The sequence below is a fragment of the Pseudomonas sp. NFACC46-3 genome, from assembly GCF_900114515.1.
Lineage (GTDB): Bacteria > Pseudomonadota > Gammaproteobacteria > Pseudomonadales > Pseudomonadaceae > Aquipseudomonas > Aquipseudomonas fluorescens_Q.
The window spans coordinates 130061-143036 of the sequence record NZ_FOTH01000008.1; the positions used below are offsets into that span (position 1 = coordinate 130061).

Here is a 12976-nt window from a genome sequence, read left to right on the forward strand (position 1 = left end):
GCGCGCCATGAAAACCATCCCTGTCCATGAAATCCCGGCACCGGCAGTCACGTGCTCGACGTGCGCGGCGTGCTGCTGCCAGTTGGAAGTGATGCTGATCACCGACACCGGGGTTCCGGAGCGTTTTATCGACACGGACGACTGGGGTGGGGAAGTGATGCTGAGGCTTGATGACGGTTGGTGCGCGGCCCTGGATCGCGACAGCATGATGTGCACCATCTACGAAAAGCGCCCGCTGATCTGCCGGGAGTTCGAGATGGGCGCACCGGAGTGCCTGGAAGAACGCCAAGGGATTGCGACGGCGTATCGGTAGGAAATAGACCCGATTTTTGTGGGAGCGGGCATGCTCGCGAAGCGTCGGATCAGCCAGCACTGAAGCGATTGACGCTACGCTTTCGCGAGCAAGCCCGCTCCCACAGTATTTAAGTGTTACAGCGGCATCGTGTAGTGCAGCGAGTAGCTTTCTACACCATCGTTGGTCGACTTGATGCCGGCGTTGGAGTAATGAGTGGCGCGAATGCCCACTTCATGTCCACCGTTGAAGCGCAGGCCGAAGCCGATACGATCTTCAAATTGGAAAGCCGTACCGAGCTTGTTGTCTTCCACTTCGGTATTGGCGAACAACGCCACACCGACACCCGCCTCGATGTAAGGCTTCACGTTCTGGCCGGAAAATTCATACACAAACACAGGCGAAAACGACAGGCTGTGATTGCTGGATGTCTCGTCCCCTTCCCAGTAGGTATAGGCACCGCTCCAGTAGCCGGTCAGGCGACCGACATCACTTTGCAGCCAACTCTTGTCCCAGTCGAACTGCATGCCCAGGCGATAGGTCATGGTCGAATCGCTGGTCTGGCCAACCCCAAATTCCACACCCGCTGCTTGTGCAGTGTAAGTGTGCCCCAACAATGCAGCCGCAAACGCGGCGAAGCAGAATAAGCGCTTCATTAGAAACATCCTTTTCCGAACAGACTTAGTTGATTTTGTTACAAACAGACAAAGCTATAGAAATCTGCCCCCAAACAGAAGTTCAGCCCGTTTCACACAGTTTTCACATTTTTCTTACAGATCGAAGCTTCGCACAACGCCGGACGAATGCCATAGCGTAGGTAGGATTTTTCTTAAATGTATCGGGTCTGCACTCGTCCAGAAATACGTTTCGCCGGCTGGTCCCTCAGCCAGCAGCTCTCGCTCAGCCAAAAGACGCTGAAGTTGCCGGGCCACGGCGGCACCGGTGTCGATCAGGCTGATGTGCTCCGGAATCATCCGCGCGAGCAATGGCTTGAGGAACGGATAGTGCGTGCACCCCAGGATCAGCGTATCGCAGCCGGCTGCCAGCAAGGGGTCGACGTAATGTTGCAGCAATTGATACAAGGCCGGACTGTGCAAATCACCCGTCTCGATCAGTTCAACCAGGCCCGGACACGGTTGCGTGATGACTCGTACATCGGTGGCGAAACGGTCGAGCAAAGCGGCGAACTTGGCGCTCTGCAAGGTGCCGGTGGTGGCCAGCACACCGACGATACCGCTGCGGGTCGCGGCAGCCGCCGGCTTGACCGCCGGCTCCATCCCGACGATGGGCCAATGAGGGAAATCACGGCGTAGATCGGCAACGGCAGCAACCGTTGCGGTGTTGCAGGCGACAACCAGCGCCTTGGCGCCCTGGCCCAGGAGAAAGTCGGCAATGATCGCGCAGCGTTGCCGGATGTATTCCGGGGTCTTCTCGCCGTAGGGAATATGCCCACAGTCCGCCACATACAACAGCGACTCATTGGGCAGCAACTGGCGAATTTCCCCCAGCACCGACAACCCGCCGACACCCGAGTCAAGCACACCAATCGGCGCTTCACTCATGTTGGCCACCGCAGACGCTGCAACCTGGGTCGCGCTTGACCCGCAGTTCACGGAAACGCGTGCCCAGGGCATCGATCAACAGCAAGCGCCCCACCAGCGGCTCACCGAAACCGGCCAGCAACTTCAAGGCTTCAAGGGCTTGCAGGCTGCCCACCAATCCCACCAGCGGTCCGATCACACCGGCCTCGCTACAGGTCAGCTCGGCTTCGCTGCCGTGACCATAAAGGCAGTGGTAGCAAGGGCTTTCGGGGCGGCGTGGGTCGAACACCGACAACTGCCCTTCCAGACGAATCGCCGCGCCACTGACCAGCGGCTTACCCGCCGCGACACAGGCCGCGTTCACCGCTTCGCGGGTCGAGAAATTGTCGGAGCAGTCGAGCACCAAATCCACTGTCGCGACTGCCGCGGCCAGGCTGTCTTCGTCCATGGCCACCCGGTGAGGCATCAGCCGAACCTCAGGGTTGATCGCCCCCAGGCGTCGCATCGCCGAATCGACCTTGCTCAGACCGACGCTGTCCGTGTCGTGAATGATCTGGCGTTGCAGGTTGGTCAGGTCGACGGTGTCGAAATCCGCCAGGTGCATCTCCCCCACCCCAGCGGCGGCCAGGTACAACGCTACCGGGGCGCCGAGACCACCAAGGCCGATGATCAGCACGCGGCTTTGCTTGAGACGCAATTGGCCGTCGATGTCGACGTGCTGCAACAGAATCTGCCGGCTGTAGCGCAACAACTCCTGATCGTTCAGCACGGCAGGCACCCCAGGCTGATGCGCTCATGACCACCCAGGTCCTTGCGGCTGTGGATTTCGACAAAGCCTTGGGTGCGCAGCAAATCGCGCACTGCTTCGGCCTGGTCGTAGCCGTGCTCGAGCATCACCCAGCCACCCGGCTCAAGGTGAGCCGGGGCCTGGGCAACGATCTGGCGCAAATCATCGAGCCCGTCCGGCCCGGCAACCAGGGCGCTGGATGGCTCGAAACGCACGTCACCCTCGGCCAGATGCGGATCGCTGGCTGCAATGTACGGCGGGTTGCTGATGATCAACTCGAAACGCGTGTCTTCCAGCGCACTGAACCAGTGGCTGCTCAGCACCGTGACGTTGTGCAGATCCAGGCGCTGGCGATTGCGTTCGGCCAGGGCTACGGCCTCCAGCACCCGGTCGACCGCGGTGACTTTCCAGGCAGGGCGCTCGCTGGCCAATGCCAGGGCAATTGCACCGCTGCCGGTGCCCAGGTCCAGGACCCGGGCCGGTGTGGCCGGCAACAACGCCAGCGCGGTTTCCACCAGCAGCTCGGTGTCGGGACGCGGGATCAAGGTATGAGGCGCGACTTCCAGGTCGAGTTTCCAGAAGCCCTGTTGCCCGAGGATATACGCCACCGGCTCGCCGGAGCGACGCCGCCGCAGGTATTCGGAGAACAGCAACGCTGCCTCACTGGGTACGATCCGCTCGGGCCAGGTGTGCAGGAAGCTGCGGGACTTGCCCAAGGCTGCGGCAAGCAACAACTCGGCGTCCAGCCGTGCCGTGGGCGAATCCGGCAACTCGGCGGCGCGTAACAGACTGGCGATGATGGTCATTTATTCACCTGTGCTTACTCGCCAATCGCCGCCAACTGGTCGGCCTGGTATTCGGCCAGCAACGGCTCGATCACCGCATCGACCCCACCGGCAAGGATCTCGTCCAGGGAATACAGGGTCAGGTTGACGCGATGGTCGGTGACCCGGCCCTGGGCGAAGTTGTAGGTACGGATCCGCTCGGAACGATCCCCCGAGCCCACCAGCAATTTGCGCTCACTGGCGATGGCATTGGCAGCGGCGCTGGTCTGCTGGTCGTTGAGCTTGGCCGACAACCAGGCCATGGCCCGCGCGCGGTTCTTGTGCTGGGAACGTTCTTCCTGGCACTCGACCACGATGCCCGAGGGCAAGTGCGTGATGCGGATCGCCGAGTCAGTCTTGTTGACGTGCTGGCCGCCCGCGCCGGAGGAACGGTACGTGTCGACCCGCAGGTCCGCCGGGTTGATCTCGATGGCTTCCTGCTCGTCCGGCTCGGGCAATACCGCCACGGTGCAAGCCGAGGTGTGGATACGCCCTTGGGATTCGGTGGCCGGCACGCGCTGCACGCGGTGGGCGCCGGATTCGAACTTGAGCTTGCCGTAGACATTGTCGCCTTCGACCCGGGCGATGACTTCTTTATAGCCGCCGTGCTCGCCTTCGTTCTCCGACAGGATCTCCACGCGCCAACCGCGACGCTCGGCATAACGCGAATACATGCGGAACAGGTCGCCGGAAAAAATCGCCGCCTCGTCGCCGCCGGTGCCGGCACGGATCTCGAGGAACACGTTGCGCCCGTCATTCGGGTCCTTGGGCAGCAGCATGCGTTGCAGGTTGCTTTCCAGTTCGAGCAACTGCTCCTTGGCTTCGCGCACTTCTTCCACGGCCATTTCACGCATGTCCGGGTCGCTGTCCTTGAGCAGCGCCTGGGCGCCTTCGAGGTCGTCCTGCACTTTGAGCAACTGTTTATAGGTGGCGACAATCGGCTCGACTTCCGCGTATTCCTTGGAATAGGTGCGGAACTTGTTCTGGTCGGCAATGACTTCGCCATCGCCCAGCAAGGCGGTCAATTCTTCGAAACGGTCCTGGAGGATATCCAGCTTGTTGAGCAGTGACGCTTTCATTGCGGTTTTTTATCCGAAAAGCTATCCGGTGAGCCCTCACCGAGGGCGAAGAGTTCCTGGGCCATGGCCAGCGCATCGAGGCGGCCTTCGGCGGTCAGTTTCTTGAGCTGGACACTGGGGGCGTGGAGCAATTTGTTGGTCAGGCCGCGAGCCAGTTGCACCAGCACCTCTTCGGCACTGCCGCCGTTGGCCAGCAGGCGCTGGGCCTTTTGCAGCTCCTCGTCGCGCAGGCGTTCGCTCTGTTGACGATAGGCCTTGAGCACATCCACCGCCGCCAGTTCGCGCAGGCGGACCATGAAGTCGTCGGCGCCGATGGTGATCATCTCTTCCGCCGCCTGGGCCGCGCCTTGTCGGCTCTTGAGATTCTCGGCGACCACCTCGTGCAGATCGTCGACGCTGTAGAGATACACGTCGTCCAGCTCGCCGACTTCCGGCTCGATGTCCCGGGGGACAGCAATATCCACCATGAAAATCGGCTTGTGCTTGCGCAATTTCAGGGCACTTTCCACCGCGCCCTTGCCAAGGATCGGCAACTGGCTGGCGGTGGAACTGATGACGATGTCGCTGTGCACCAGCTCCGCGGGAATGTCCGACAACAGCACCGCATGGGCGCCGAACTGCTCGGCCAGGGTACTGGCCCGCTCCAGGGTCCGGTTGGCGACGACTATACGCTTGACCCCCAGGTCGTGGAGATGGCGGGCGACCAGGGTGATGGTCTCACCGGCGCCGATCAGCAGCGCCTGGCTGCGTTGCAAATCGCTGAAGATCTGTTTCGCCAGGCTGACAGCGGCAAACGCCACGGACACCGGGTTTTCGCCGATGGCGGTGTCGGTGCGCACTTGCTTGGCGGCATTGAAGGTGGCCTGGAACAGACGGCCCAACAGCGGACCGACGGTGCCGGCCTCGCGGGCCACAGCGTAGGCCGACTTCATCTGGCCGAGAATCTGCGGCTCGCCCAACACCAGCGAATCGAGGCCCGAGGCGACGCGCATCATGTGACGAACGGCCGCATCGTCTTCATGCACATAGGCACTGGCGCGCAGTTCTTCGAGGCTCAGATCGTGATAGTCGGCCAGCCAGCGCAGAATCGAATCCGCCGAAACGTGATCCTGTTCTATATAAAGCTCGCTGCGATTGCAGGTGGAGAGGATCGCAGCTTCGCGGCTGTCGGTGAGTCGGCAGAGCTGCTGCAGGGCCTCAACCAGTTGCTCAGGCGTAAAGGCCACGCGCTCGCGGACGTCTACTGAAGCAGTCTTGTGGTTAATACCGAGTGCAAGGAAGGCCATTCAAGGTCGCTGATAGTGACGTGAAGCCGGCAATTGTCCTACTTCGTCAGATTCAGAACAACCACTCGATCTCTATCGCCCTGCCCTGGCTTGTAAATCGACGGGGCGGTTATGTTTGACCCAAGGCTTGTGTCATGATGATCCGACCGCAGGTTAGTCGTCCTCTTCCTATATGAATAGATCTTCCGCGTTGCTCCTCGCCCTTGCCTTGCTCAGCGGCTGCCAGTCCATGGCCCCCGTTTCGACGGACGGTACGCCGCCGGTCGAAGACAGCGTGCAGGCACCTGAAAAACCCAAGGTCTACGGCTCGTTCAGCGAAGAAACCATCTTCAGCCTGTTGAGCGCCGAACTGGCAGGCCAGCGCAATCGCTTCGACATTGCGCTGGATAACTACGTGACCCAGGCCATCAATACCCAGGACCCGGGAATCTCCGAGCGGGCATTTCGCATTGCCGAATACCTGGGCGCCGACCAGCCCGCGCTGGATACCGCGCTGATCTGGGCCAGGAATGCCCCCGATGACCTGGAAGCGCAGCGCGCCGCCGCCGTGCAACTGGCCCGGGCCGGGCGCTACGACGACTCCATGGTCTATATGGAGAAAGTCCTGCTGGGCAAGGGCGACACCCATTTCGACTTCCTGGCCCTGTCCGCCGCCGATACCGACCAGGAAACCCGCAACGGCCTGATGAAAAGCTTCGATCGCCTGTTGCAGCGCCACCCGAGTAACGGCCAGCTGATTTTCGGCAAGGCCCTGCTGCTGCAACAGGATGGCGACACCCAGGGCGCCCTCACGCTGCTGGAAGACAACCCGCCGGAAGCCGGCGAAGTGGCGCCGATCCTGCTGCGTGCCCGCCTGCTGCAAGGCTTGAACCGCGGCGACGAAGCCTTGCCGCTGCTGGAAAAAAGCATCAAGAAATACCCGGACGACAAACGCCTGCGCCTCACCTACGCCCGCATGCTGGTGGAAAACAACCGCATGGACGACGCCAAGGTGGAGTTCTCCAGCCTGGTCCAGCAATACCCGGAAGACGACGAGTTGCGCTATTCCCTGGCGCTGGTCTGCCTGGAAGCCAAGGCCTGGGAAGAGGCCAAGGGTTACCTGGAGGACCTGATCGCCCGGGAAAGCCACGTCGACTCGGCCCATCTGAACCTGGGGCGCATCGCCGAGGAACGCAATGACCCTGAGAGCGCACTGATCGAGTACGCCCAGGTTGGCCCGGGCAACGACTATCTGCCGGCGCAGTTGCGCCAGGCCGATATCCTGATCGGCAATGGCAAGACCACCGAAGCCCAAAGCCGCCTCGCGGTGCAACGCGACTCCCAACCGGACTACGGCATCCAGCTGTACCTGATCGAAGCCGAGACCTTGTCGGCCAACAACCAGGGCGACAAGGCCTGGAACGTGTTGCAACAAGCCTTGAAGCAGTACCCGGACGACCTGAACCTGCTGTATACCCGCGCCATGCTGGCGGAGAAACGCAATGACCTGGCCCAGATGGAGAAAGACCTGCGCCTGATCATCCAGCGCGACCCGGACAACGCCATGGCCCTCAACGCCCTGGGCTACACCTTGTCGGATCGCACCACCCGCTATGACGAGGCCAAGGTGCTGATCGAACAGGCCCACCAGATCAATCCGGAAGACCCGGCGGTGCTCGACAGCCTTGGCTGGGTGAATTTCCGCCTGGGCAATCTCGACGAAGCCGAACGCCTGTTGCGCCAGGCCCTGGAGCGCTTCCCCGACCAGGAAGTCGCCGCTCACCTGGGCGAGGTCCTGTGGGCCAACGGCAAACAACGCGAAGCCCGGCAGATCTGGAGCAAGTTCCTCAAGGACCAGCCCGACAGTCCCATTTTGCGCAGCACCATCAAACGCCTGACCGGATCCGAGACTCTTTAAGATTATGTTTTTGCGCCATCTCATCGTTTTCAGCTTCATTGCCCTGCTCGCCGGCTGCGCGGGCTTCGGCGCCCGTGAATCCGTCCAGGGCCAGGGCAACCAGGCCCAATGGCGCGAGCACAAGCAACAACTGAGCGGCCTCGACGGCTGGCAGATCGACGGCAAGATCGGCATTCGCGCCCCGAAAGACTCCGGCAGTGGCACGCTGTTCTGGCTGCAACGCCAGGACTACTACGACATTCGCCTGTCGGGCCCACTGGGTCGCGGTGCGGCCCGCCTGACCGGTCGGCCGGGCCAGGTATCGCTGGAAGTCGCCAACCAGGGACGCTACGAGGCACCCACGCCCGAAGCGTTGCTGGAAGAACAACTGGGCTGGAAGCTGCCGGTTTCCCACCTGACCTGGTGGGTTCGCGGGCTGCCGGCACCGGACAGCAAAAGCCGTCTGACCCTCGATGCCGACAGCCGCCTGTCCAACCTGGAACAGGATGACTGGCAGATCGAGTACTTAAGCTATGCCCAGCAGAACGGCTATTGGCTGCCCGAACGCATCAAGCTGCACGGCAGCAACCTCGACGTCACGCTGGTGATCAAGCAATGGCAGCCGCGCAAGCTGGGGCAATGACATGAGCGCCGCACGCCTGACCCTGCCCTCCCCGGCCAAGCTCAACCTGATGCTGCACATCCTCGGTCGTCGTCCGGACGGCTACCACGAGTTGCAGACGATTTTTCAGTTCCTGGACTACGGCGACGAAATCACCTTTGCCGTACGCGACGACGGCGTGATTCGCCTGCACACCGAATTCGAAGGTGTTCCCCACGACGACAATCTGATCGTCAAGGCCGCGAAAAAACTCCAGGCGCAATCCGGTTGTACGCAGGGCATCGATATCTGGATCGACAAGATCCTGCCCATGGGTGGTGGCATCGGTGGCGGCAGCTCGAATGCGGCTACCACGCTGCTCGGTCTCAACCACTTGTGGCAGCTGGGTTGGGACGCGGATCGCCTGGCCGCCCTGGGCTTGACACTGGGCGCCGACGTGCCGGTTTTCGTGCGTGGCCACGCCGCTTTCGCTGAGGGCGTAGGGGAAAAACTCACCCCGGTGGACCCTGAAGAACCCTGGTACTTGGTACTGGTGCCGCAAGTCTCTGTAAGTACAGCAGAAATTTTTTCAGATCCACTGTTGACACGTAACTCTCCTCCCATTAAAGTGCGCCCCGTTCCCAAGGGAAACAGTCGAAATGACTGCTTACCGGTGGTAGCAAGGCGTTATCCAGATGTTCGTAACGCTTTGAATTTGTTAGGTAAATTTACCGAAGCAAAACTCACCGGAACTGGAAGTTGTGTGTTTGGGGGCTTCCCAAGCAAAGCTGAAGCTGATAAAGTCTCGGCCCTTCTGACAGAGACCCTTACAGGGTTTGTAGCAAAAGGAAGCAACGTTTCGATGTTGCATCGCAAGCTGCAAGACCTGCTCTAAAAGGAATCGAGTGCTGGGCACTCGCAGCAACAGATACAGGGGCGTCGCCAAGCGGTAAGGCAGCAGGTTTTGATCCTGCCATGCGTTGGTTCGAATCCAGCCGCCCCTGCCATTTTCCTATACTCATCCAGGTATACCCTCAGCCTTCAGGTACTGCGCGTGTCCAAGATGATGGTCTTTACGGGGAACGCTAACCCCGATCTGGCTCGGCGTGTTGTACGTCAGCTGCATATCCCTCTCGGTGACATTTCTGTCGGTAAGTTTTCCGACGGCGAAATCACTGCCGAGATCAATGAAAACGTTCGCGGTAAAGACGTTTTCATTATTCAGCCGACTTGCGCCCCGACCAACGATAACCTGATGGAACTCGTCGTGATGGCTGATGCCTTCCGTCGCTCCTCGGCTACTCGTATCACTGCTGTTATTCCTTACTTTGGTTATGCCCGTCAGGATCGCCGCCCGCGTTCCGCACGTGTGGCAATCAGCGCAAAAGTCGTGGCTGATATGCTGACCGTAGTCGGCATCGACCGTGTCCTCACGGTTGATTTGCATGCTGACCAGATTCAGGGTTTCTTCGATATTCCCGTGGATAACATCTACGGCTCCCCGGTCCTGGTGGATGATATTGAAGATCAGCGCTTCGAAAACCTGATGATCGTGTCCCCGGACATTGGCGGCGTCGTGCGTGCACGAGCAGTTGCCAAATCCCTGGGCGTGGATCTGGGTATCATCGACAAACGCCGTGAGAAAGCCAATCACTCCGAAGTGATGCATATCATCGGCGACGTCGAAGGGCGCACCTGTATTCTGGTCGATGACATGGTCGATACCGCCGGCACCCTGTGCCATGCGGCCAAGGCCCTGAAAGAGCATGGCGCTGCCAAGGTCTTTGCCTACTGCACACACCCTGTGCTGTCGGGTCGAGCGATCGAGAACATTGAAAATTCCGTGCTGGACGAGCTGGTGGTCACCAACACCATCCCGCTGTCCGCTGCAGCACAAGCCTGTGTGCGTATCCGCCAACTGGATATCGCACCGGTTGTTGCCGAGGCGGTTCGCCGCATCAGCAACGAAGAATCGATCAGTGCGATGTTCCGCTAAGGGCCTTGCCCTTTCCAGGACATCTCGTTGACGAAAAGCGCCCCGCCCCGGCATTACCTGTCGGGGCGGGGCTTTTTTGCCCATATCGCCTTAAGCGCTGGTCGCAAGCGCTGGGGTGAATGTGGTTACTTTGGAGATACAACATGAACGATTTTACTCTGAATGCTGAAGTGCGTTCCGACCTGGGGAAAGGTGCGAGCCGCCGCCTGCGTCGTCTCGCAAGCCTGGTTCCAGCTGTAGTCTACGGTGGCGAGAAAGCCCCTGAGTCCATCAGCATGCTGGCCAAAGAAGTTGCCAAACTGCTCGAAAACGAAGCGGCCTACAGCCACATCATCGAGCTGAACATCGGCGGCACCAAGCAGAACGTCGTGATCAAGGCCCTGCAACGTCACCCGGCCAAAGGCCACGTGATGCACGCTGACTTCGTACGCGTAGTCGCCGGCCAGAAACTGACCGCTATCGTGCCTGTGCACTTCGTTGGTGAAGCTGCTCCGATCAAGAAAGGCGGCGAAATTTCGCACGTTGTTTCGGAAATCGAAGTGACCTGCCTGCCGAAAGACCTGCCTGAATTCATCGAAGTCGACCTGGCTAACGCCGAAGTCGGCACGATCATTCACCTGTCCGACCTCAAGGCTCCTAAAGGCGTTGAGTTTGTTGCTCTGGCACACGGCGATGACAAGGCTGTTGCCAACGTCCACGCTCCACGTGTTGCTCCAGAAGCTACTGAAGAAGGCGCTGCAGAGTAATTTCACTCTGTCGCCGGAGTGGCCGGAAACATCGCGGACTGGAACGTAGCGAGACAGCGGGCGAGAACGCGAAGTTTACTTAACGGTAAATCCGCCATTTTCGTCCACTGCCGCAACACCGCCTGATTGCGACATCGTTATCCACACTCCAGGAAGGGCCCCTATCGTGACTGCCATTAAACTGATCGTTGGCTTGGGAAATCCAGGCGCTGAATACGAACAGACCCGGCATAACGCAGGGGCCCTTTTTGTTGAGCGCATCGCGCAAGCACAAGGCGTCAGCCTGGCAGCCGATCGCAAGTATTTCGGCCTGACCGGTCGCTTCTCGCACCAGGGTCAGGATGTTCGCCTGTTGATTCCCACCACCTACATGAACCGCAGCGGCCAGGCCGTAGCGGCATTGGCCGGTTTCTTTCGCATCAAGCCTGAAGAAATCCTGGTGGCCCACGACGAACTCGACCTGCCTCCGGGCGTTGCCAAGCTCAAGCAAGGCGGCGGCCATGGCGGTCACAACGGATTGCGCGACATCATCGCGCAACTGGGTAATCAGAATACCTTTCACCGCCTGCGGCTCGGCATCGGCCACCCAGGCGTTGCCAGTATGGTTTCAAACTTTGTCCTGGGTCGTGCGCCTCGCGCCGAACAGGAAAAACTCGATGCCAGCATCGACTTCGCCCTCGGCGTGCTGCCGGATATCCTCGCCGGTGAATGGAACCGCGCGATGAAAAACCTGCACAGCCAGAAGGCCTGACACTTATCCGAGGGGAAACACCATGGGATTCAATTGCGGCATCGTCGGCCTGCCTAACGTCGGCAAGTCCACCCTGTTCAACGCCCTGACCAAATCCGGTATCGCGGCCGAGAACTTCCCCTTCTGCACCATCGAGCCGAACAGCGGCATCGTGCCGATGCCCGACCCACGCCTGGACGCCCTGGCGGCCATCGTGATCCCGGAGCGCGTGCTGCCGACCACCATGGAATTCGTCGACATCGCCGGCCTGGTGGCTGGCGCCTCGAAGGGTGAAGGCCTGGGCAACAAGTTCCTGGCCAACATCCGTGAAACCGATGCCATCGCCCACGTGGTCCGCTGCTTCGAAGACGAGAACGTGATTCACGTTTCCAACAGCGTCGACCCGAAACGCGATATCGAGATCATCGATCTGGAACTGATCTTCGCCGACCTCGACAGCTGCGAAAAACAGCTGCAGAAAGTCGCTCGCAATGCCAAGGGGGGCGACAAGGACGCCGTCGCCCAGAAAGCCCTGCTCGAGCAACTGATCGCTCACTTCACCCTGGGCAAGCCGGCACGCAGCCTGATCAAGAACATGGGCGCCGATGAGAAACAGATCATCCGCGGCTTCCACCTGCTGACCACCAAACCGGTCATGTATATCGCCAACGTTGCCGAAGACGGCTTCGAGAACAACCCGCTGCTGGACGTGGTGAAAGCCATCGCCGAAGAAGAAGGCGCGATGGTCGTACCGGTCTGCAACAAGATCGAAGCGGAAATCGCCGAGCTTGAAGATGGCGAAGAAAAGGACATGTTCCTGGAGGCCCTGGGTCTTGAAGAACCCGGCCTGAACCGCGTGATTCGCGCCGGCTATGAAATGCTCAACCTGCAGACCTACTTCACCGCTGGCGTAAAAGAAGTCCGCGCCTGGACCGTTCGCGTCGGAGCCACCGCGCCACAAGCCGCGGCCGTGATCCATACCGACTTCGAAAAAGGCTTCATCCGCGCCGAAGTCATCGCCTATGACGATTTCATCCAGTACAAGGGCGAAGCGGGTGCCAAGGAGGCTGGTAAATGGCGTCTGGAAGGCAAGGAGTACATCGTCAAGGACGGTGATGTGATGCACTTCCGCTTTAACGTCTGACGGTTTTCCGTGGCTCTCCACGGTACTTGATGGACCTCAGCCCCCCGTTATCGTTAAGCGATACGGGGGTTTCG

General features: G+C 60.2%; 14 protein-coding genes and 1 tRNA gene. 9 read left to right on the forward strand and 6 right to left on the reverse strand.

The genetic code is table 11. The features are described from left to right. Nucleotides 1-7: 7 nt before the first annotated feature. Nucleotides 8-313 carry a YkgJ family cysteine cluster protein gene (locus tag BM300_RS11420; RefSeq protein WP_003205513.1) on the forward strand — a complete coding sequence of 102 codons (306 nt, stop codon included), beginning with the start codon at nucleotides 8-10 and terminating at the stop codon, nucleotides 311-313. 116 nt (nucleotides 314-429) lie between these two features. On the opposite strand, the gene BM300_RS11425 is transcribed toward BM300_RS11420, so the two are convergent. The 6 genes from BM300_RS11425 to hemA all read right to left on the reverse strand — a co-directional run bounded on the left by BM300_RS11425 (nucleotide 430) and on the right by hemA (nucleotide 5809). Beyond that, entirely contained in the window at nucleotides 430-948 is a 519-nt protein-coding gene (locus BM300_RS11425; RefSeq protein WP_092149578.1) for an acyloxyacyl hydrolase, read from the reverse strand. Between the two features lie 114 nt (nucleotides 949-1062). Then, a complete protein-coding gene (murI, locus tag BM300_RS11430; protein ID WP_092149581.1) occupies nucleotides 1063-1854 on the reverse strand; it encodes a glutamate racemase in 792 nt (263 codons plus the stop codon). Further along, complete coding sequence (locus tag BM300_RS11435) at nucleotides 1847-2602, reverse strand: molybdopterin-synthase adenylyltransferase MoeB (protein WP_092462922.1); 756 nt, start codon at nucleotides 2600-2602, stop codon at nucleotides 1847-1849. Before BM300_RS11435 ends, murI begins: the two co-directional genes overlap by 8 nt. Continuing rightward, nucleotides 2596-3426 carry a peptide chain release factor N(5)-glutamine methyltransferase gene (prmC, locus tag BM300_RS11440; protein ID WP_063324388.1) on the reverse strand — a complete coding sequence of 277 codons (831 nt, stop codon included), beginning with the start codon at nucleotides 3424-3426 and terminating at the stop codon, nucleotides 2596-2598. Before prmC ends, BM300_RS11435 begins: the two co-directional genes overlap by 7 nt. Before the next feature lie 14 nt (nucleotides 3427-3440). Beyond that, nucleotides 3441-4523 carry a peptide chain release factor 1 gene (gene prfA / locus BM300_RS11445; protein ID WP_072409343.1) on the reverse strand — a complete coding sequence of 361 codons (1083 nt, stop codon included), beginning with the start codon at nucleotides 4521-4523 and terminating at the stop codon, nucleotides 3441-3443. Further along, entirely contained in the window at nucleotides 4520-5809 is a 1290-nt protein-coding gene (gene hemA / locus BM300_RS11450) for a glutamyl-tRNA reductase (RefSeq protein WP_063324386.1), read from the reverse strand. The genes prfA and hemA overlap by 4 nt, the downstream gene beginning before the upstream one ends. A gap of 172 nt (nucleotides 5810-5981) precedes the next feature. On the opposite strand from hemA, the gene BM300_RS11455 reads away from it, so the two are divergent. The 8 genes from BM300_RS11455 to ychF all read left to right on the forward strand — a co-directional run bounded on the left by BM300_RS11455 (nucleotide 5982) and on the right by ychF (nucleotide 12902). Continuing rightward, nucleotides 5982-7706, forward strand: coding sequence for a tetratricopeptide repeat protein (locus tag BM300_RS11455; RefSeq protein WP_092462900.1), 1725 nt, complete (start codon nucleotides 5982-5984; stop codon nucleotides 7704-7706). Between the two features lie 4 nt (nucleotides 7707-7710). Next, entirely contained in the window at nucleotides 7711-8328 is a 618-nt protein-coding gene (lolB, locus tag BM300_RS11460; RefSeq protein WP_003205525.1) for a lipoprotein insertase outer membrane protein LolB, read from the forward strand. Between the two features lies 1 nt (nucleotide 8329). Beyond that, nucleotides 8330-9181 carry a 4-(cytidine 5'-diphospho)-2-C-methyl-D-erythritol kinase gene (ispE, locus tag BM300_RS11465; protein ID WP_092149596.1) on the forward strand — a complete coding sequence of 284 codons (852 nt, stop codon included), beginning with the start codon at nucleotides 8330-8332 and terminating at the stop codon, nucleotides 9179-9181. A 37-nt stretch (nucleotides 9182-9218) separates the two neighbouring features. Next, a tRNA-Gln gene (locus BM300_RS11470) sits at nucleotides 9219-9293 on the forward strand. A 47-nt stretch (nucleotides 9294-9340) separates the two neighbouring features. Continuing rightward, on the forward strand, nucleotides 9341-10282 hold the full coding sequence (locus BM300_RS11475; protein ID WP_003205529.1) for a ribose-phosphate pyrophosphokinase: 942 nt from the start codon (nucleotides 9341-9343) through the stop codon (nucleotides 10280-10282). A 143-nt stretch (nucleotides 10283-10425) separates the two neighbouring features. Further along, nucleotides 10426-11028: a 50S ribosomal protein L25/general stress protein Ctc gene (locus BM300_RS11480; protein ID WP_014340196.1), complete on the forward strand. Its 603-nt coding sequence runs from the start codon at nucleotides 10426-10428 to the stop codon at nucleotides 11026-11028. A gap of 166 nt (nucleotides 11029-11194) precedes the next feature. Continuing rightward, complete coding sequence (pth, locus tag BM300_RS11485; RefSeq protein WP_003205533.1) at nucleotides 11195-11779, forward strand: aminoacyl-tRNA hydrolase; 585 nt, start codon at nucleotides 11195-11197, stop codon at nucleotides 11777-11779. A 22-nt stretch (nucleotides 11780-11801) separates the two neighbouring features. After that, complete coding sequence (gene ychF, locus BM300_RS11490; RefSeq protein WP_092149599.1) at nucleotides 11802-12902, forward strand: redox-regulated ATPase YchF; 1101 nt, start codon at nucleotides 11802-11804, stop codon at nucleotides 12900-12902. Nucleotides 12903-12976 lie beyond the last annotated feature (74 nt).

Bases quoted from the DNA above. Each gene is read 5' to 3' on its own strand.
- ychF (WP_092149599.1), top strand. From the start codon at position 11,802: ATGGGATTCAATTGCGGCATCGTCGGCCTGCCTAACGTCGGCAAGTCC.
- prmC (WP_063324388.1), bottom strand. From the start codon at position 3,426: ATGACCATCATCGCCAGTCTGTTACGCGCCGCCGAGTTGCCGGATTCG.
- murI (WP_092149581.1), bottom strand. From the start codon at position 1,854: ATGAGTGAAGCGCCGATTGGTGTGCTTGACTCGGGTGTCGGCGGGTTG.
- BM300_RS11420 (WP_003205513.1), top strand. From the start codon at position 8: ATGAAAACCATCCCTGTCCATGAAATCCCGGCACCGGCAGTCACGTGC.
- BM300_RS11455 (WP_092462900.1), top strand. From the start codon at position 5,982: ATGAATAGATCTTCCGCGTTGCTCCTCGCCCTTGCCTTGCTCAGCGGC.
- ispE (WP_092149596.1), top strand. From the start codon at position 8,330: ATGAGCGCCGCACGCCTGACCCTGCCCTCCCCGGCCAAGCTCAACCTG.
- BM300_RS11425 (WP_092149578.1), bottom strand. From the start codon at position 948: ATGAAGCGCTTATTCTGCTTCGCCGCGTTTGCGGCTGCATTGTTGGGG.
- BM300_RS11480 (WP_014340196.1), top strand. From the start codon at position 10,426: ATGAACGATTTTACTCTGAATGCTGAAGTGCGTTCCGACCTGGGGAAA.
- prfA (WP_072409343.1), bottom strand. From the start codon at position 4,523: ATGAAAGCGTCACTGCTCAACAAGCTGGATATCCTCCAGGACCGTTTC.
- lolB (WP_003205525.1), top strand. From the start codon at position 7,711: ATGTTTTTGCGCCATCTCATCGTTTTCAGCTTCATTGCCCTGCTCGCC.
- hemA (WP_063324386.1), bottom strand. From the start codon at position 5,809: ATGGCCTTCCTTGCACTCGGTATTAACCACAAGACTGCTTCAGTAGAC.